We start from the raw sequence: 19519 nt of genomic DNA, 5'->3' as shown, positions 1-19519 counted from the left end.
TGGGTTGCGATTTTTTATGACTACGTTGACCGACTAACTGGATAAGTTATCCAAATTCGGGTCTTTTGTTGCTTGCTGTTCTGGTGACAGACTGGGGTTTGATGTATCTATTCTCGTGATGCGTTCTAGATGCTGGCGACGCTGTTCCATATTCGCTTGCTGAATTCCGGTCTGAACCATTTCGGGTAAAAATTCTGTAATTTCTGCCGCAATGTGTTCCCTGACAGTCATGATTCGCAATGCTAACTCTGGCTTCTCCCGCAACAGTTGCTCAATATATGCTTCTCCATCGTGGATTTTGTCGGCGGAAAAGTTATGTAGCCAAAGTTGTAATGGAGGATTTGTTTCACCTAGCTGTGCCAGTACTGTCCTCAGCGCCTGATAAGTCAGGTAGCGTTGGATAGTCTTGGCTGTGTCCTTCGCAATTTGCTTGAGATTCATGCTTGACCCCAGCCCTCAAAAGTTATGAGTTATGAGTTATGAGTTATGAATTAATTTAACTCTTAACTCTTAACTCTTAACGCCTAAGTCGGTGATCAGACGGTATCCATTGCTTCAAACTCGAACTTGATTTCTTTCCAAAGTTCGCAAGCTGCAGCTAGTTCAGGAGACCACTTAGCTGCTTCGCGGATAATGTCGTTACCTTCGCGAGCCAGGTTACGTCCTTCGTTACGAGCTTGAACAACTGCTTCCAAGGCGACGCGGTTAGCGGTAGCGCCAGGAGCGTTACCCCAGGGGTGACCTAAAGTACCACCACCGAATTGTAGTACGGAGTCATCACCGAAGATTTCTACCAATGCGGGCATGTGCCATACGTGGATACCACCGGATGCAACAGCCAATACTCCAGGTAGAGAAGCCCAGTCTTGGGTAAAGTAAATACCGCGTGACTTGTCTTGCTCAACGTAGTTTTCACGCAACAGGTCAACGAAGCCCATTGTGATGCCGCGCTCACCTTCCAATTTACCAACTACGGTACCTGTGTGGATGTGGTCTCCACCAGATAAGCGTAGAGCTTTAGCCAATACACGGAAGTGGATACCGTGATTCTTTTGACGGTCGATTACAGCGTGCATCGCCCGGTGAATGTGTAGCAGGACACCGTTGTCGCGGCACCAACGAGCCAAGGTGGTGTTAGCGGTGAAGCCTGCGGTCAGGTAGTCGTGCATGATGATGGGCTGTTTGAGTTCTTTAGCGTACTCAGCCCGCTTCAGCATTTCTTCGCAGGTGGGAGCGGTAACGTTCAGGTAGTGACCTTTGATTTCACCGGTTTCCGCTTGAGCTTTGGCAATAGCATCTGCAACGAAATAGAAGCGATCGCGCCATCTTTGGAATGGTGCGGAGTTGATGTTTTCGTCGTCTTTGGTGAAGTCCAAACCACCGCGCAAACACTCGTATACTGCGCGTCCGTAGTTCTTAGCAGACAGACCTAATTTGGGTTTGATTGTACAACCCAACAGCGGACGACCGTATTTGTTTAATTTGTCACGCTCAACTTGGATACCGTGGGGAGGTCCTTGGAAAGTCTTGATGTAAGCTACAGGAAAGCGGATGTCTTCTAGACGCAGTGCCCGCAACGCTTTAAAACCAAATACGTTACCAACGATAGAGGTCAATACGTTGGTGATAGAGCCTTCTTCAAACAAGTCCAAAGGATAGGCGATATAGGCAATAAATTGGTTGTCTTCGCCGGGAACTGGTTCGATATCGTAACAACGACCTTTGTAGCGATCTAGGTCGGTGAGCAAGTCTGTCCACACAGTTGTCCAAGTACCAGTGGAAGACTCAGCCGCTACTGCTGCAGCCGCTTCTTCAAAGGGAACACCGGGCTGGGGTGTAACACGAAATGCCGCTAAAATATCTGTATCTTTTGGAGTGTAATCGGGTGTGTAATAAGTTAGTCTGTAATCTTGAACCCCGGCTTTATACCCAGTTTTTGCCTGAGTCTTAGTTTGAGCGTAAGACATAAATTCCCTTCCAAGAAGTCACACTGTATATTTATCAAATCACATTGGGTGCAATTTTCCTCACCCGGTTTTTTCCATGACATCATACCGCTCCAAAGCTACCCTATCCAAAGCTACTCACGCCTTGGTGAGTATGGGTCTTGCACTTTACCCCGTCAGATGATCTAGGGTTAGAACTAACTGGCAAATCTCGTTGATTTCCTGGATTTACAGGGAATACACCAAGCGAAACTTTAACTGAGGCTGGTTGAGAGGAGTCGTGAGGGAAAGACAAAAATTGCACACCAACTAATTTGTAACCTGTTTCACAATATATCAATAAATCGATAAGTTATACTTTGAATCTTTTTAACTTATTGATTTAAATTTGTTATTACATAAAGTTTTAAACATTTTGTTAAGAGTTATTTACAAAGTCCAACACTAGGTTGTATAGGCATGGGGCATAAAATCCCCAATCCCCAGCGATGCACTGAGCTTGCCGAAGTGTCCCCAGCTTGGAGTCGAGAAATATTGGCGGTGACGATGGAAAAATCCCCAGGAGGGGAACACTGAAGTTACTCCAAGCGAATAAAGGAAATGTGAACATGGTATGCTTTGCCAAGCGCAGAAGTTTATTAATGACTTCTATTCTGGTTGGGTTGACGGTTTTACCGAGTGTGGAAACTATCGCCATCGCAAATCCAGCGATCGCCCAAACTAAGAGTAGTCCGGCGCCACCATCAAAAAACCCTGACAAAGACCCATCTGAGTTAACCCCCTCCTATCCAGCCGCCCCACCGCCACCGGGAGCCGCTCCCTTACCCGATCAACGACAATTGCAAGAGGTGACAATACCAACTGATTATCGTGTCAACAACTTGCTGGGAGATTTTACTGGTAATCTTTGGGTCGGTTCTTGGCGGGGACTATCGCACATTGACCCTAACACTGGTAAAATTTTAAATCGCGTCAGTTTACCCAATACCGCCATTGGTGCTTTAGCCCAAGACAAAGTAGGACGCTTGTGGGTGGGAAGTTATGAAGGATTAATGCGAGTAGACCCCAAAACTAGCGAAATCACAGCCCAGAATTTATTTTTACCTTCCAAACGGGTATTGTCACTATTACTTGACAAAAGGGGTTATTTGTGGACGGGAACCGATAATGGTTTAGCCCTAATTAGTCCTGACGAGGGCTTAATTATGACCACATTAAAAAATCTTCCTGGAGTCAGCGCCAACGCCCTCACTTTAGATGCAGAAGGACATCTGTGGGTGGGCACTTTAGATGGTTTAATCAGAATTAATACCGCCAACGCCTTGATTATCAAGCGAATCGCCGAACTACCAGGAACGACAGTCCAAGCCCTAGCTATTAGCCCAGAAGGCTTAATTTGGGCAGGAATGCCGAATAATTTACTCGTCATTAACCCCAAAACCGGTGCAATCCTACGGTCTGTCACCCGTTTACGAGGACGTAATGTTACAGCAGTGCGCTTTGCTAAAGATGGTAGCCTTTGGGTAGGTACTAACAATGGTCTGTTACGATTAAATCCAAACACAGGAGCTGTATTAGACCAAGTTGCTGGACTTCCTTCTAGTCGCGTTCTCACCCTTATCCCGGACATCGGTAATAAATTATGGATTGGTACAAGTGAAGGTCTAGCTTGGTTAATGCCAAAAATGGGTAGCGCCAAACCCCATCTGGCTTTTAGTCGCGCTGTCAAGTAGGGATTGCACTTCTGGTGCGGACGCTACGCGAACGGCTCCGCTCTGTTACCAGGGATTGGGGATTGGGGATTGGGGATTGGGGATTGCACTTCTCTGCGAGACGCTACGCGTAGCTTGCTTCCACGTAGTGGTACGGCTCCGCTCAGTTACCAGGGATTGGGGATTGGGGATTTATCTTACAGCAGTTTTCAGGTAAATAGATCACGGGATAGGGCACGGCAGTGCCGTGCCCCTACAATATATGTTGTTATTGTCTGAAAATTGCTGTAACTTCTAACTGCAAACTTCTCAGTAAATAGATCACGGGATAGGGCACGGCAGTGCCGTGCCCCTACAATATATGTTGTTATTGTCTGAAAATTGCTGTAACTTCTAACTGCAAACTTCTAAGTTCTAACTTCTAACTCACCACTCAGCACTCAGCACTCAGCACTCAAAAAATGGCAGTTACTACCAAGCAATTAATTCAATGGAAACAACAGGGACGGTCAATTGTAGCGTTGACCGCTTGGGATTATGCGATCGCCCAACTCCTCGATGCAGCCGGGGTAGACTTAATCCTGGTCGGGGACTCTATGGCGGTAATGTTGGGGTATAAAACAACGCTGCCAATTTCTCTGGATGAAATGCTGTACCACGCTAAATCAGTGGTTAGGGGTGTGCAACGGTCATTAATTGTCGTAGATTTACCATTTTTAACGTATCAAGAAAGCATTCAACAAGCGATGCATTCCGCTGGGCGAGTGTTGAAGGAAACCGGGGCGCAAGCTGTGAAGTTAGAGGGTGGCTATCCGGCGATGGTGGAAACTATTGCGCGTTTAGTACAAGCCGGGATTCCTGTCATGGGTCATGTGGGGTTGACGCCCCAATCAGTCCATCAAATCGGTTTGCGACAACAAGGAAAGACCCAGGAAGAGGGCGAGAGGATTTTACAAGAAGCGATCGCCCTGGAACAAGCGGGTGTATTCTCTATAGTGTTAGAGCATATCCCCGCCGATTTGGCAAAACAGATTACAGAAACATTGAGTATTCCTACCATTGGTATCGGCGCAGGTTCTCACTGCGATGGTCAGGTATTAGTTACCTCTGATGTGTTGGGGTTGTCAGAGAAGCACCCGCCATTCGCCAAAGTTTATACCAATCTGCGCGAGACAATTACCAAAGCCGTGCAAGATTATGTAGTAGATGTGCGCGAGCGGAAGTTTCCATAATAGTAGAATCTGAGTCCATTGTCAGGCAATACAGGGATGTTAGGCTCGAATGATATACACTGTAGGGGCACGGCATCCAAAATTTTTGCTTCTAATGACAATTTTATTCGTGCCGTGCCCCTACGACAATTTTCTTAACTGAACTGTATTGCATTGTAAGGCCTTGCGCCCCCACCCCGTGATCTATGTAGGGGCGCAAGGCTTTGCGCCCTTACCCCGTGATCTATTTACTCCGTCAACGCAGTTCCGAGGGAGATGAACGCAGCTTTTTACTCCGTCAACGCAGTTCCGAGAGAGATGAACGCAGCTTTTTGCTCCGTCAACGCAGTTCCGAGAGAGATGAACGCAGCTTTTTGCTCCGTCAACGCAGTTCCGAGAGAGATGAACGCAGCTTTTTGCTCCGTCAACGCAGTTCCGAGAGAGATGAACGCAGCTTTTTGCTCCGTCAACGCAGTTCCGAGAGAGATGAACGCAGCTTTTTGCTCCGTCAACGCAGTTCCGAGGGAGATGAACGCAGCTTTTTGCTCCGTCAACGAGTATTAATACTACTTCACCAAAACCCTGATACCTATAAATGTCTTGTAGGGGCACGGCACTGCCGTGCCCTCACCAATGTATTGGTATCATCGTCTTGTAGGGGCACCGCACTGCCCTGCCCTTACCAATGTATTGGTATCATCGTCTTGTAGGGGCATGGCACTGCCATGCCCTCACCAATGTATTGGTATCATCGTCTTGTAGGGGCACCGCACTGCCCTGCCCTTACCAATGTATTGGTATCATGACTAAACTAAAACACTATAAAACCAATTCAAAAAATCTTCGCCACACATCAACAATATAGAGGGGCGCAAAGCCTTGCGCCCCTACCTCATGTATTAGTCCTGTTCGTTGTTGAAACTGGTATAATTTATTGAGGCGTCGCCGTAGATTTGGTAGATTTTGCTCTGATAGCTTTAAAACGTTCCCCTAACTGTTCCGCCACAGTTTTTAAGCCAGGAGTCTTTTTCGCCGCAGTCTTCACATAATCATAAACCGTTAAACTGCTCGTCATCGCTTCACTACCCACAGCCAACAAAGTATCATCTACTTGTTCAGAGACTTGGCGCATCGAGGTTAAGATTTCAGTCAGACTGGTAGCCAATTGATAATCGCGGACAAATTCCTCAACATCAAAACTGGCTGGGAGAATTTCCCGGTTAGACTGAGCCGCAGTCACGCTATTGTTGACAAAAGCCAAACTTTTATCACCCATTTTCACTAGTTTACGCCGTTCCTCGGCGCTGAGGGTGACAAGAAACGGTAGCTTTTTTTGGATGGTTTGTAGCGCCGCTTTGATTTCTTGGATATCTTCTGCGGAGATGCTGGCGTTAATGTTTTGATAGCCCATCGTATAATTACCCTGGATATTTTGAGATTACAGTAGCAAAAAAGCTAAGTATATAATTCCCATTGGTCAGAGAAAATGCACATAATTACAAGATTTCTTGCACAAATCACAAAAAACAACCCCTCATAGACCACGCGGTAAGGGTTTAGCAATGCTAAACCCCTACAAACAATGTGGTTCAAATCGATGAAAATTGCTGTAATTACGAATTACGAATTACGAATTACGAATTACGAATTACTATTTATTCTCCCACTCCCTCAACTGCTTCTCGGCATACCCCCGCACAACCTCATCTGCGTCATTCTCTGCTCTGTCGCGCAACAGTGGTAAAGTATCGGGATGCTGAGGAAATTGCTTGATAATTATCTCCAATGCAACGCGCCGGGGGTTGGGTTTATATCTGTCATGGCTACCCTCAAAGGGGTCATTAACAGCGCAATTGTAGTAAATTGCAAATAACTGAGGGTCATCTGGGAATTTCTCGCCTAATGCTTGGACTGCAGCACCTCGCACACCTGATTTATCATCCTGGGTAGCGCGGTCTTTGAGGAAGGTTTTGGTGTCGGGGTCATCTTTGAAATTCTCGGCTAATGCGGAGACTGCAGCACGTCGCACATAGTAATTATCATCCTGGGTAGCGCGGTCTTTGAGGATGGTTTTGGTGTCGGGGTCATCTTTGAAATTCTCGGCTAATGCGGAGACTGCAGCACTTCGCACATACTCATAATCATCCTGGGTAGCGCGGTCTTTGAGGATGGTTTTGGTGTCGGGGTCATCTTTGAATTTCTCGGCTAATGCGGAAACTGCATTACCTCGCACATACTCATAATCATCCTGGGTAGCGCGGTCTTTGAGGATGGTTTTGGTGTCGGGGTCATCTTTGAATTTCTCGGCTAATGCGGAAACTGCATTACCTCGCACATACTCATAATCATCCTGGGTAGCGCGGTCTTTGAGGATGGTTTTGGTGTCGGGGTCATCGGGGAAATTCTTGGCTAATGCTTGGAGTGCAACGATCTGCACATACTCATGATCATCCTGGGTAGCGCGGTCTTTGAGGAAGGTTTTGGTGTCGGGGTCATCGGGGAAATTCTTGGCTAATGCTTGGACTGCAACGATCTGCACATACTTATCATCATCCTGGGTAGCGCGGTCTTTGAGCCAGGTTTTAGTGTCGGGGTCATCTTTGAAATGCTGGGCTAATGCGGAGACTGCAGCACTTCGCACATCCTCATGATCATCCTGGGTAGCGCGGTCTTTGAGGATGGTTTTGGTGTCGGGGTCATCTTTGAAATTCTCGGCTAATACTTCAACTGCAGCACGTCGCACATACTGATTATCATCCTGGGTAGCGCGGTCTTTGAGCCAGGTTTTGGTGTCGGGGTCATCTTTGAAATTATCGGCTAATGCAAGGACTGCAGCACCTCGCACATACCTTTGATCATCCTGGGTAGCGAGGTCTTTGAGCCAGGTTTTGGCGTCGGGGTCACCTTTGAAATGCTGGGCTAATGCAAGGACTGCAGTACCTCGCACATCCTCATGATCATCCTGGGTAGCGCGGTCTTTGAGCCAGGTTTTGGTGTCGGGAGATTCTATCCAAATCGTTGAAATTGCTGCAACCGCTTGAGTGTGAATTTCCCGAACTAGTTTAGTTTTTTCATATTTTACGATAATTTACGGTATAGCACTTCCTATTCAGATGAGGTACAAAATTGTATCACGCGATGTAGGGGCAAGGCACTGCCGTGCCCTTACCCATGTACCTCACTAGGACGAGAAACGCTATATAACGAAAAACTATTCAGATGAGGTACAAAATTGTATCACGCGATGTAGGGGCAAGGCACTGCCGTGCCCTTACCCATGTACCTCACTAGGACGAGAAACGCTATATAACGAAAAACTATTCAGATGAGGTACAAAATTGTATCACGCGATGTAGGGGCAAGGCACTGCCGTGCCCTTACCCATGTACCTCACTAGGACGAGAAACACTATATAACGAAAAACTATTCAGATGAGGTACAAAATTGTATCACGCGATGTAGGGGCAAGGCACTGCCGTGCCCTTACCCATGTACCTCACTAGGGCGAGAAACACTATATAACGAAAAACTATTCAGATGAGGTACAAAATTGTATCACGCGATGTAGGGGCAAGGCACTGCCGTGCCCTTACCCATGTACCTCACTAGGACGAGAAACGCTATATAACGAAAAACTATTCAGATGAGGTACAAAATTGTATCACGCGATGTAGGGGCAAGGCACTGCCGTGCCCTTACCCATGTACCTCACTAGGACGAGAAACACTATATAACGAAAAACTATTCAGATGAGGTACAAAATTGTATCACGCGATGTAGGGGCAAGGCACTGCCGTGCCCTTACCCATGTACCTCACTAGGACGAGAAACGCTATATAACGAAAAACTATTCAGATGAGGTACAAAATTGTATCACGCGATGTAGGGGCAAGGCACTGCCGTGCCCTTACCCATGTACCTCACTAGGACGAGAAACGCTATATAACGAAAAACTATTCAGATGAGGTACAAAATTGTATCACGCGATGTAGGGGCAAGGCACTGCCGTGCCCTTACCCATGTACCTCACTAGGACGAGAAACACTATATAACGAAAAACTATTCAGATGAGGTACAAAATTGTATCACGCGATGTAGGGGCAAGGCACTGCCGTGCCCTTACCCATGTACCTCACTAGGGCGAGAAACACTATATAACGAAAAACTATTCAGATGAGGTACAAAATTGTATCACGCGATGTAGGGGCAAGGCACTGCCGTGCCCTTACCCATGTACCTCACTAGGGCGAGAAACACTATATAACGAAAAACTTCCTATTCAGATGAGGTACAAAATTGTATCACGCGATGTAGGCAAGGCACTGCCGTGCCCTTACCCATGTACCTCACTAGGACGAGAAACACTATATAACGAAAAACTTCCTATTCAGATGAGGTACAAAATTGTATCACGCGATGTAGGGGCAAGGCACTGCCGTGCCCTTACCCATGTACCTCACTAGGACGAGAAACGCTATATAACGAAAAACTGATAACTTGGAATTGACATGAGGAATAATTTTATGGTTCTACAAATACAACCAATCCGCAAAGAACCAAATATTACTTGGGAACCACTTCCCGCCGACTACATTTTACCAGACGACCCAGCGGAAAATATTCAACAACCAACACTCGCAGCAGCGCTTACCGATGCTTTAGGAACTGCAGGATTTATTCTCCCAGAAATGTTGATTGGCTCTAATTTTGGACTAGTAGCCACAATCAACAAAAAAATTATTGTCAAAGCGCCTGACTGGTTTTATATCCGCCAAGTTCAGCCAGTACCCCCCGAAGTAATTCGCCGTAGTTACACCCCAAATTTAGAAGGTAGTCCCGTTGCTGTGGTGATGGAATTTCTTTCTGACACCGAAGGTGGAGAATTATCAGTGCGGTCAACTCCACCCTATGGTAAACTACATTTCTACGAACAAATTCTGAAAGTTCCCACCTACGTCACCTACGACCCTTACGAACCAATTTTAGAAGTAAGATGCTTGCAAAATGGAAAATATTCATTACAACAAGCAGATATAAATGGGCGTTTTTGGATTCCTGAATTAGAGTTATTTCTGGGAATTTGGCATGGTGAAAGATTATGTCAAACTACAAACTGGCTGCGCTGGTGGGATAGGGAAGGAAATTTGCTGTTGTGGAGTAGCGAACAAGCACAACAAGAACGCCAACGCGCCGAACAAGAACGCCAACGCGCCGAACAAGAACGAGAACGCGCTGATTTATTAGCCGCCAAGTTACGCGAATTAGGTATTGATCCTAACTCGCTCAGTTAACACATGTAGATTTCGCGTAGGGGCACGGCAATGCCGTGCCCCTACAGCTGGTATCATATCGTGTGGATTTAGGGGTATCTAAAAATTTATCCGGCTAAACAAATAGTTTGAAAACACGCCCTAGGGGTGGGGTGTTATTTTCCAATCAACTACGTAATTTCCAGCTTGCAGCAGTAAAGAATATGACTACAATATAATAATTAGCCTATCCAACAGCAAATCAAGGTGTAGCTGAAGACAGGAGAGACATCAACACCGCACCATGAAAAAGCAAAAAAATCAATATAGCCATTTGACAGCAATAGAAAGAACCTACCTGTCATTTCCTGCACAGTATTTATTAAACCAAAATTTGCTGCAAGGTAAAATACTAGATTTTGGTTGTGGCTTTGGTAATGATGTAAAAATATTACGCGAAAAAGGCTTTGATATTACAGGCTATGACTCACATTATTTTCCACAATATCCTCAAGAGAAATTCGATACAATCATTTGCTTTTATGTGTTAAACGTTTTGTTTCCTGAAGAACAGGCTAAAGTCCTCATGGAAATCTCGCATTTATTGAACCCAGGAGGTAAAGCTTATTATGCAGTGAGAAGGGATATCAAAAAAGAAGGTTTTAGAGAACATTATGTGCATAAAAAACCGACATATCAATGTATTGTCAAACTTCCTTTTCATTCACTGCACTTAGATGAACATCGAGAATTTTATGAATATGTTCATTATAATTACCAGCGTAATTGCTCAAATAATTGTATATTTTGCAATCCCCATAGACAGCTAAAATTATTAACAGAATCAGCAACAGCCTATGCTATGTTTGATGGTTATCCTCTAGCTAAAGGACATGTTTTAGTTATTCCTAAACGCCATGTTAGCAGTTATTTCGAGTTACCATTTAAAGAGCAATCTGCTTGTTGGTTCATGGTCAACAAAGTCCAAGAAATCCTCCAAACAGAATTTGCACCTGATGGTTTTAATGTAGGAATGAACATCAATCGCGAAGCTGGACAAAATATGATGCACGCCAGTATTCATATCATCCCGCGTTACAAAGGTGATACTGTCGGCGCTAAAGGTGGAATTAGGAATGTCATTCCTAAAAAGAAATAATTTGCTGGTAAATAGATCCGCACTTTTAGGGTTTAGCAATGCTAAACCCCTACGAAAGATGCGGTTAACCAAGATTATCTGGATCTATCCCTAAAGAGCGCAATTTTTCCGCCAATTTTTGGGCGCGTTGCGCTTCTTGTTGGGCGCGTTGCGTTTCTTGTTGGGCGCGTTGCGTTTCTTGTTGGATTTGCTCTTTTGGTGTAGGATATCGCTTTCCTTGTTCGTCGTACCAATAAAGCCATTCCCGCGTTACACCAGAATAGTTTCCCCGTTCGCAACCAATTCCTAAGCCAATTTCGGGTAGCCAAACCGGGTTTCCAGTTTGCAATTCATATTTACCATTAACTAATTTATGCACTTCTAGATGTTGTTTGCGGCGACGACGGGGAGAATAAATCACGTAATACAATATGCCTAATGCTGCATATTGATCTAATTTGGTGGTGTATTCTTTGCGATAAGTTTGGGAAACTATCTCTAGGGTTAAAGTAGGTACAACGTTTTCCTCCCACAGCACATAACTGGGGCGTAATTCTTCGTCATAAAACCTTTCTACTCCTAAACTCAAAAACCCATCTGGCACAATTGGTGGCTCATCAGGGTTATAATAGAGACCCATATCTATGCCAAATAACCAGTCCATACGTTCTGACCAAAGGATGAGCAGTATGGACTTCAGCAACCCTGGTATTAATTCTTGCAGTTCGTTATCCACTGGCGTATCATCAGAATCTGGTAGTTCTTCGGCTGATGGTAAGTACCTCGGCAGGTTGTAGTTTAACATGGCTACTTTCCCCAAAACTCACAAAAAAAATTATAGCGATTTGTCGGTTATTGCTGTAGTTTAGTTAATTCTGATAATAATCTGGAACAACTTACTATAGAACTCCTATTTGATTTTTAGCTAAATCCAAAATCCAAAATCCAAAATCGTTTGACCCTTGACTCTTATAAGCTATATGTCGCTTTAATAACTCAGCACCCACCACTGTTGAGGTAACTTTTAATTATTAATAAATAAATAGGTGTTTGCCCCTATTTATGGTTTATATTTACCAAAAGGTGGCGGAAAAAGCCACTGATATTAAAATATAGGAGGCAATCTCATATCACGGTGGCAACTGATGTTCTCATACCATCACCAGGAGGAGTCAGTTAAAACTAAGTTGATATTCAAACAAACATTTTTGCTGAATTGCGACCGATAAAGACTAAACTAAAAAGTCTTGTGCAGCAATACCTATAGCTTTAAATGAAGTAATCATGTCTAAGGTTCTCGTCTCCGATCCGATTGACCAAGCTGGGATTGACATTCTATCCCAAGTTGCTACTGTTGATGTGAAAACAGGTTTAAAACCAGCGGAACTGATCGAAATCATTGGTGAGTATGACGCGCTGATGATTCGTTCGGGAACCCGCGTTACCAAAGAAATCATTGAAGCTGGCACCCAACTCAAAATCATCGGTCGTGCTGGCGTAGGTGTGGATAATGTCGATGTACCCACAGCCACGCGCCGAGGAATTGTGGTCGTCAATTCTCCAGAGGGTAACACAATCGCCGCTGCAGAACACGCCCTAGCGATGATGTTATCTTTGTCTCGTCACATCCCCGATGCTAACGCTTCAGTTAAACGGGGTGAGTGGGACCGCAAAACCTTTGTTGGTGCTGAAGTCTACAAAAAAACCCTGGGGATAGTCGGTTTGGGCAAAATCGGCTCCCATGTTGCTGCTGTAGCAAAAGCAATGGGGATGAAACTCCTAGCTTTTGACCCATTCATCTCTACAGAACGTGCAGAACAAATTGGTTGTCAGTTGGTGGAATTGGATTTGTTGATCCAGCAAGCAGATTATATCACATTGCATATCCCCAAAACCCCAGAAACCACCCACATAATCAATGCCACAACCCTGGCAAAAATGAAGCCCACAGCCCGGATTATTAACTGCGCTCGTGGTGGCATCATTGATGAAGCAGCTTTAGCAGTGGCGATTAAAGAAGGTACTATAGGGGGTGCAGCCCTAGATGTGTTCGAGTCAGAACCACTAGGCGAATCAGATTTGCGATCGCTAGGCAAAGAAATTATCCTCACCCCCCATTTAGGCGCTTCCACCACCGAAGCTCAAGTAAATGTCGCCATAGACGTTGCTGAACAAATTCGCGATGTTCTCTTGGGACTACCAGCACGTTCAGCCGTCAATATCCCCGGACTGGGCCCCGACGTGTTGGAAGAACTTAAGCCCTACATGCAACTGGCGGAAACTTTAGGCAACTTAGTTGGACAGTTAGCTGGCGGTCGGGTAGAATTACTTAATGTCCGTCTCCAAGGTGAACTAGCAACCAACAAGAGTCAACCTTTAGTAATAGCAGCCCTCAAAGGTCTACTTTACCAAGCCTTACGGGAACGGGTAAATTACGTCAATGCCACCATTGAAGCCAAAGAACGCGGAATTAGGGTGATTGAAACACGAGATGCATCCGTGCGCGATTATGCCGGTTCCCTCCATCTCGAAGCCACAGGAACTTTAGGGACTCATTCCGTCACCGGCGCGTTGTTAGGTGAAAAAGAAATCCACCTTACAGACGTTGACGGTTTCCCAGTTAACGTCCCTCCCAGTAAATATATGCTATTCACCCTGCACCGCGATATGCCAGGGATCATCGGTAAACTCGGTTCCCTACTCGGCAGTTTTAATGTCAATATTGCCAGTATGCAGGTAGGGCGTAAAATCGTCCGTGGTGATGCCGTAATGGCTCTCAGCATCGATGACCCCTTACCAGAGGGCATTTTAACTGAGATTATCAAAGTCCCAGGGATTCGAGACGCTTATACCGTTACTTTGTAAATAGTTAGGAGTGAGGAGTTATCAGTGATGAGTGAGGAATTTTTAATTTTTAACTCCCAACTCCCAACTCCTAGCTCCTAACTCCCAACTCCCAACTCCTAACTAACTCCTAACTGTGGCAAATACTTGGTGGGAACTACAAATTTTATGTGAACCAGACCAAGAAGATTCTATCTTTTGGCGACTGGAAAATTTTGGCTGTCGTGGCACAGCAAGTGAAAATCAAGGAAATTCTGCTCTGGTCAGGGGTTATGTGCCAAAATTTCAAGCACAGCTACTAGATTTGGCAGCTTTATCACTGTGGCTACGTCAAGATGCTCTTTGTGTAGGACTATCGGCGCCTTCCTTGCATTGGAAATTAATTGACGAAGAAGATTGGGCGACTAGCTGGAAGCAATATTGGAAACCAGAGGAAATCGGCGATCGCTTCCTGATCAATCCCGCATGGCTACCATTACCAGAAACAACCGAAAGATTGGTGATTCTCCTTGACCCAGGAGTAGCATTTGGTACAGGAAACCATGCCACAACCCAGCTATGCTTAGAATCGCTGGAAATGCGCCTGAGTCAAGTACCTCAATCTTTTATCGGTTCAGCTAACAACCAGGAGCATGTGGTAATTGCGGATATTGGCTGTGGTTCTGGTATCCTTTCCATAGGAGCCGTGCTACTGGGAGCAGAGAAAGTCTATGCAGTCGATACTGACCCCTTAGCAGTACAATCAACCTTTAGCAATCGCGCACTCAATAGCATTAGCCCAGAACGCGTAGTACCAGCTGAGGGGAGTGTAGACATTTTGCGGAAACTGGTAGAAAAACCATTAGATGGGATCGTCTGCAATATTTTGGCGGATGTGATTATAGAATTAGTCCCCCAAATGACTGCGATCGTTAAACCCAGTACTTGGGGCATCTTCAGTGGTATTTTACTAGAACAATCCAAAGCTGTAGCTGATGCGTTAGAGCAAAATGGCTGGGTGGTTGCTACCTTATGGAAACGCAAAGAATGGTGTTGTTTAAATGTCCGACGTTCTTAGGGACTGAAAATTCAAAAAATCGCCAATTTGTAGCCATTGCCTGAAACCTTTATATTTATGTTGGTGGGCATTGCCCACCCTACGGTTATTAAGAATGGCGCAAAATATCAGTTACAGCCATTTTCAGGTAAATAGACCACAGGGTAGGGGCGCAAGGCCTTGCGCCCCTACGAAGATCTGTGGTTCAAATGAGTGAAAATTGCTGTAAGCTATTGAATGCCATACAACTGAATTTCTACAGGTGGATTGGGTTGGTCTGGCGGTGAAAAGTTATCAGGCGTTGGTTTAGCACGTTTGCGGGAAATCACAATTTTGTGTTTCAAGCCGCGATCGCGCAGATAGCCAGCTACTTCCTCTCCCCGTTCTTGTCCAAGACTCTGATATGATTCAGAATCACCAAAATTTGAAATCACCCGAATAGCGACAGTTTGCGGATCAAATTCAGCAATTTTTTCAGCCAATTTATTCAGCATTTGTACACCTTCATCAGGGATTTGAGTAGAGTCATTTGGAAATTTTACCAGCCCTTTCACCTGGTATTTACCAATATCATTTGCGGTTTTCAGTTGTTTGGTAATCGGAGTGGGAGGTAATGTATTCTTGTTTGGCAATTTACTCACAGGTTCTGGTGTCGATGTATATACCGTTTCAAATTCCGAATCATTTTCTACACCAGAATTTAATCCCAACCCAAATTGGTGTGCCCACCAAATACCAGCCACACTCACACCAAAAGTCGCTATCAGAGTTAAAACTAATACTGCCGGATTGTCACGCTTACTCATAAAACCCCTGACCGTTCTTTAGGGAACTTACTTCGTTCTTTTACAATATTTCCGGCTGATTTTCTAGGACAAATTGATACTCAATATCGATAAATTTGTTATTTTATTTGCCAATACAGTTCAGTTACAGGTTCAAAATTTAAACCACCAAGACACAAAGAGCAAGATTAAGTAGCCGTCATTCCCAACTTACACCAGGACACATGAAAAACTTCTTATTCCCCTCCATCTCGTGGTGGAAGGACTAGGGCGTGTTTTCAAACTATTTGTTTAGCCGGATAAATTTTTAGATACCCCTAAATCCACACGATATGATACCAGCTTCCGGGGCACGGCATTGCCGTGCCCCCACTCGCTCCTACATGTGTCAGCGTTTTAGTGGTATTGTATAAGACTTTGAAATCGCGGGACTAGGGATGGGGTCTTATTTTCAAGTGAGTGTGAGATTGCACATTTGAAAGAATCCCCAATCCCCAATCCCCAATCCCCAATCCCCAGTCCCCAATCCCCAATCCCCAATCCCCAGTCCCCAGTCCCCAATCCCCAGTCCTTATTGTCAAGCCAACTAAGTAGCAATTTTCCTGACTTTTACTATATGTTTTTTTTACCTTGGATAAGATAAAAATGGTAGAATCCTCAGGTACAAAGTTAGGATACCCCAATGCCAGTTGTAGCTAACTCGATCAAGTTTGGTACAGACGGCTGGCGGGGCGTTATTGGTGATGAGTTCACCTTTGAACGCCTAGCCTTAGTCGCACCAGTTGCCGCAAAAGTATTATACAATACATATTTTTCTACGACGGGTAGCCGGACGATCATAGTAGGTTACGATCGCCGATTTATGGCTGAAGAGTTTGCTCGCGTTGTCGCCGATTCTGTCATAGCTGTCGGCTTTGATGTCATCCTCAGTGAAACCTATGCTCCCACACCAGCTTTTAGCTGGGCTGCAAAACAACTTAATGCTTTAGGAGCATTAGTAATTACAGCTAGTCATAATCCAGGAACATATTTAGGGTTAAAAGTCAAGGGTGCTTTTGGTGGTTCCGTACCGCCAGAAGTTACCCAAGAGATAGAAGGATTGTTGTCTGTTGGCGTGTCACCTGTAACAAACCCCGGCAAGATAGAGCGATTTAATCCCTGGCCGAGTTACAATCAAGCACTCGAAGGGAAAGTAGATATTGCGAAAATTAGAGAAGCAATTGCCTCAGGTAAACTGACAGTATTTGCCGATGTCATGCATGGCGCGGCGGCTGGTGGATTAGCCCAACTATTAGGCGATCGCGTCCAAGAAATCAACAGCAACCGCGACCCCTTATTTGGTGGTGGTGCGCCAGAACCCTTACCTAAATACCTTTCTCAACTATTTGAGGTAATCCGAAACCACCGAGAAAACAATCCCACAGGTTTAGCCGTAGGGTTAGTATTTGACGGAGACTGCGATCGCATCGCCGCCGTGGATGGAGAAGCCAACTTCTTGAGTTCCCAAGTATTGATCCCAATATTAATCGACCACTTAACCAGACGACGCAGCTTTAAAGGTGAAATCGTCAAAACTGTCAGCGGTTCCGACTTAATGCCCCTTGTAGCAGCATTACATAACCTATCAGTATTTGAAACAGCCGTAGGTTACAAATACATAGCAGATAGAATGTTAGCCGCAGAAGTATTACTCGGCGGCGAAGAGTCAGGAGGAATTGGCTATGGCAGTCATATACCCGAACGAGACGCACTGCTATCAGCATTGTACGTCCTAGAGGCGATTGTCGAATCAGAGCAGGATTTAGGTGAATATTATCGCCACCTGCAAACACAAACAGGTTTCACCTCAGCATACGATCGCATAGATTTGCCCCTCGCAAGCATGGAAGTGCGATCGCGGCTTTTACAACAACTGCAAACCCAACCCTTAACCGAAATTGCTGGACTTGCAGTCATCGATTGTCAGACAATAGACGGGTACAAATTCCGTCTAGCCGACAACAGCTGGTTAATGATTCGATTTAGCGGCACAGAACCAGTATTACGCCTCTACTGCGAAGCACCCACACTCGAACAAGTCCATCAAACTCTGGCGTGGGCGAAACACTGGGCAGAGTAGAATTAGTCAAGAGTCAAGAGTCAAGAGTCAAGAGTCAAGAGTCAAGAGTCAAGATTTTAGCTCTTGACAACTGACAAATGACTTTTGACAACTGACAAATGACTTTTGACAAATAACAAATAACAAATAACAAATGACAAATGACTTTTGACAAATAACAAATGACAAATAACAAATGACAAATGACAAATGACAAATGACAAATGACAAATGACAAATGACAAAATTACTTGTAGTAGCCACAGGAAACCCAGGTAAGTTGCGGGAAATGCAAGCTTACCTTGCTGGTTCTGGTTGGGAATTAACCCTCAAACCTGAAGAATTGGAAATTGAAGAGACAGGGGACACCTTTGAGGCCAATGCTTGTCTCAAAGCCTCAGAGGTCGCTAAAGCCACGGGAAACTGGGCAATTGCTGATGATTCCGGCTTGGAAGTAACAGCCTTAAATAACGCACCAGGGGTGTATTCTGCTCGTTATGGCAAAACCGACTCGGAACGCATTGCTAGAGTATTAACAGAATTGGGTAACGAAGTCAATCGCCAAGCCCAATTTATTTGTGTAGTAGCGATCGCTCGTCCTGATGGTGCGATCGCCCTACAATCTCAAGGCGTTTGTCGTGGCGAAATTCTCCATACACCCCGTGGACAATCTGGTTTCGGCTACGATCCAATTTTTTACGTTCCCGATCAACAATTGACCTTTGCTGAGATGACACCAGAATTAAAGAAGTCAATTAGCCATCGCGGAGAGGCTTTTACAGCTTTACTTCCCCAGTTGGACAAAATTCAACGTTAGGAGTCAAGCGCAAGGAGTTTGGAGTAAGAAACTTTCATCCATAACTCCTAACTCCTAACTCCTAACTCCCAACTCCTAACTTTCTCAAACCGCTTCTGTGTTCTTTTCCCCAGTACGAATCCGAATCACTTGTTCAACAGGTGATATGAAAATTTTGCCATCACCGATTTCACCAGTTCGGGCTGCAGAGATAATTTTCTCTACTACCATATCAACCTGGTCGTCCTCAACAACGATTTCTACCTTGAGTTTTTGCAGAAACTCAACGGTATATTCAGAACCACGATAACGTTCAGTTTGACCTTTCTGCCTTCCAAACCCGCGAACTTCAGAAACAGTCATACCAACAATACCAGCATTCACCAAGGCGATTTTTACCTCATCTAGCTTAAACGGGCGGATAATAGCTTCTACTTTTTTCATCTTTCGTTCTCCTTACTTCTACTAGCTTCGATTATCTATCTAACCAGATTCACTGCCTGATGCTGTAACTAGTAGCACTAACTCAAAAACCTATGTAATAAGAACCACTCTTTTAAGTGTAGATACCCTCTCTCTATATTTCTGACAGTAATAGCGGTAAATCTTACTAATCAGAGATTTTTTCAGATTATGACATCATCTATTTACCCTCATCCTAGCATTGATGTTTGTAACTTATGCGACTCAAAAATACATGAATT

The 19519-nt window shown here is 44.8% G+C and carries 20 protein-coding genes; 10 read left to right on the top strand and 10 right to left on the bottom strand.

Annotated elements, in window-relative coordinates:
- Nucleotides 1–33 precede the first annotated feature (33 nt).
- From HEQ19_20525 to HEQ19_20515, 3 genes are all read right to left on the bottom strand, one after another.
- The gene (locus tag HEQ19_20525) at nucleotides 34–441 is read right to left on the bottom strand and encodes a chaperonin family protein RbcX (GenBank protein WYM01527.1); all 408 of its coding nucleotides are present in this window, start codon (nucleotides 439–441) and stop codon (nucleotides 34–36) included.
- Nucleotides 442–536: 95 nt separating this feature from the next.
- On the bottom strand, nucleotides 537–1967 hold the full coding sequence (locus HEQ19_20520) for a form I ribulose bisphosphate carboxylase large subunit (protein WYM01526.1): 1431 nt from the start codon (nucleotides 1965–1967) through the stop codon (nucleotides 537–539).
- 397 nt (nucleotides 1968–2364) lie between these two features.
- The gene (locus tag HEQ19_20515; GenBank protein ID WYM01525.1) at nucleotides 2365–2556 is read right to left on the bottom strand and encodes a hypothetical protein; all 192 of its coding nucleotides are present in this window, start codon (nucleotides 2554–2556) and stop codon (nucleotides 2365–2367) included.
- Between HEQ19_20515 and HEQ19_20510 the strand changes: the two genes are divergently transcribed.
- The 4 genes from HEQ19_20510 (at nucleotide 2555) to HEQ19_20495 (ending at nucleotide 5579) form a co-directional block, all read left to right on the top strand.
- A complete protein-coding gene (locus tag HEQ19_20510) occupies nucleotides 2555–3679 on the top strand; it encodes a two-component regulator propeller domain-containing protein (protein WYM01524.1) in 1125 nt (374 codons plus the stop codon). The two genes, HEQ19_20515 and HEQ19_20510, sit on opposite strands and share 2 nt — an antisense overlap.
- Nucleotides 3680–3682: 3 nt before the next feature.
- Nucleotides 3683–3937 carry a hypothetical protein gene (locus tag HEQ19_20505; protein WYM01523.1) on the top strand — a complete coding sequence of 85 codons (255 nt, stop codon included), beginning with the start codon at nucleotides 3683–3685 and terminating at the stop codon, nucleotides 3935–3937.
- 182 nt (nucleotides 3938–4119) lie between these two features.
- The gene (gene panB / locus HEQ19_20500) at nucleotides 4120–4890 is read left to right on the top strand and encodes a 3-methyl-2-oxobutanoate hydroxymethyltransferase (protein WYM01522.1); all 771 of its coding nucleotides are present in this window, start codon (nucleotides 4120–4122) and stop codon (nucleotides 4888–4890) included.
- Between the two features lie 218 nt (nucleotides 4891–5108).
- On the top strand, nucleotides 5109–5579 hold the full coding sequence (locus HEQ19_20495) for a hypothetical protein (protein WYM01521.1): 471 nt from the start codon (nucleotides 5109–5111) through the stop codon (nucleotides 5577–5579).
- Nucleotides 5580–5800: 221 nt separating this feature from the next.
- Here HEQ19_20495 and HEQ19_20490 read toward each other — a convergent pair whose 3' ends face one another.
- Both HEQ19_20490 and HEQ19_20485 read right to left on the bottom strand, forming a co-directional pair.
- Nucleotides 5801–6280 (bottom strand): hypothetical protein, encoded by a 480-nt coding sequence (locus HEQ19_20490; protein ID WYM01520.1) that lies wholly within the window; start codon nucleotides 6278–6280, stop codon nucleotides 5801–5803.
- A 240-nt stretch (nucleotides 6281–6520) separates the two neighbouring features.
- Nucleotides 6521–7879, bottom strand: coding sequence for a HEAT repeat domain-containing protein (locus HEQ19_20485; GenBank protein ID WYM03524.2), 1359 nt, complete (start codon nucleotides 7877–7879; stop codon nucleotides 6521–6523).
- A 1513-nt stretch (nucleotides 7880–9392) separates the two neighbouring features.
- On the opposite strand from HEQ19_20485, the gene HEQ19_20480 reads away from it, so the two are divergent.
- On the top strand, nucleotides 9393–10160 hold the full coding sequence (locus tag HEQ19_20480; protein ID WYM01519.1) for a Uma2 family endonuclease: 768 nt from the start codon (nucleotides 9393–9395) through the stop codon (nucleotides 10158–10160).
- Nucleotides 10161–10422: 262 nt separating this feature from the next.
- Nucleotides 10423–11277 carry an HIT domain-containing protein gene (locus HEQ19_20475; GenBank protein ID WYM01518.1) on the top strand — a complete coding sequence of 285 codons (855 nt, stop codon included), beginning with the start codon at nucleotides 10423–10425 and terminating at the stop codon, nucleotides 11275–11277.
- A gap of 64 nt (nucleotides 11278–11341) precedes the next feature.
- Here HEQ19_20475 and HEQ19_20470 read toward each other — a convergent pair whose 3' ends face one another.
- Nucleotides 11342–12061: a Uma2 family endonuclease gene (locus HEQ19_20470; GenBank protein WYM01517.1), complete on the bottom strand. Its 720-nt coding sequence runs from the start codon at nucleotides 12059–12061 to the stop codon at nucleotides 11342–11344.
- Between the two features lie 479 nt (nucleotides 12062–12540).
- Between HEQ19_20470 and serA the strand changes: the two genes are divergently transcribed.
- Nucleotides 12541–14121: a phosphoglycerate dehydrogenase gene (gene serA / locus HEQ19_20465; GenBank protein WYM01516.1), complete on the top strand. Its 1581-nt coding sequence runs from the start codon at nucleotides 12541–12543 to the stop codon at nucleotides 14119–14121.
- Nucleotides 14122–14236: 115 nt separating this feature from the next.
- Nucleotides 14237–15157 carry a 50S ribosomal protein L11 methyltransferase gene (prmA, locus tag HEQ19_20460; protein ID WYM01515.1) on the top strand — a complete coding sequence of 307 codons (921 nt, stop codon included), beginning with the start codon at nucleotides 14237–14239 and terminating at the stop codon, nucleotides 15155–15157.
- A 209-nt stretch (nucleotides 15158–15366) separates the two neighbouring features.
- Here prmA and HEQ19_20455 read toward each other — a convergent pair whose 3' ends face one another.
- Together HEQ19_20455 and HEQ19_20450 are read right to left on the bottom strand one after the other, a co-directional pair.
- Nucleotides 15367–15942 (bottom strand): hypothetical protein, encoded by a 576-nt coding sequence (locus tag HEQ19_20455; protein WYM01514.1) that lies wholly within the window; start codon nucleotides 15940–15942, stop codon nucleotides 15367–15369.
- 410 nt (nucleotides 15943–16352) lie between these two features.
- Nucleotides 16353–16604: a hypothetical protein gene (locus tag HEQ19_20450; protein ID WYM01513.1), complete on the bottom strand. Its 252-nt coding sequence runs from the start codon at nucleotides 16602–16604 to the stop codon at nucleotides 16353–16355.
- On the opposite strand from HEQ19_20450, the gene HEQ19_20445 reads away from it, so the two are divergent.
- Complete coding sequence (locus HEQ19_20445; protein WYM01512.1) at nucleotides 16604–18040, top strand: phosphoglucomutase/phosphomannomutase family protein; 1437 nt, start codon at nucleotides 16604–16606, stop codon at nucleotides 18038–18040. The two genes, HEQ19_20450 and HEQ19_20445, sit on opposite strands and share 1 nt — an antisense overlap.
- 56 nt (nucleotides 18041–18096) lie before the next feature.
- Here the strand turns inward: HEQ19_20445 and HEQ19_20440 are convergent, their stop codons facing one another.
- Entirely contained in the window at nucleotides 18097–18264 is a 168-nt protein-coding gene (locus HEQ19_20440; GenBank protein ID WYM01511.1) for a hypothetical protein, read from the bottom strand.
- Here HEQ19_20440 and rdgB point away from each other — a divergent pair.
- Complete coding sequence (gene rdgB / locus HEQ19_20435) at nucleotides 18258–18836, top strand: RdgB/HAM1 family non-canonical purine NTP pyrophosphatase (protein ID WYM01510.1); 579 nt, start codon at nucleotides 18258–18260, stop codon at nucleotides 18834–18836. The two genes, HEQ19_20440 and rdgB, sit on opposite strands and share 7 nt — an antisense overlap.
- Nucleotides 18837–18920: 84 nt before the next feature.
- Here the strand turns inward: rdgB and HEQ19_20430 are convergent, their stop codons facing one another.
- Nucleotides 18921–19259: a P-II family nitrogen regulator gene (locus HEQ19_20430; GenBank protein ID WYM01509.1), complete on the bottom strand. Its 339-nt coding sequence runs from the start codon at nucleotides 19257–19259 to the stop codon at nucleotides 18921–18923.
- Nucleotides 19260–19519 lie beyond the last annotated feature (260 nt).

Origin of the sequence: Gloeotrichia echinulata CP02, assembly GCA_038087035.1 — a bacterium.
GTDB lineage: Bacteria > Cyanobacteriota > Cyanobacteriia > Cyanobacteriales > Nostocaceae > Gloeotrichia > Gloeotrichia echinulata.
This window is presented reverse-complemented; position numbering and strand designations above follow the sequence as displayed.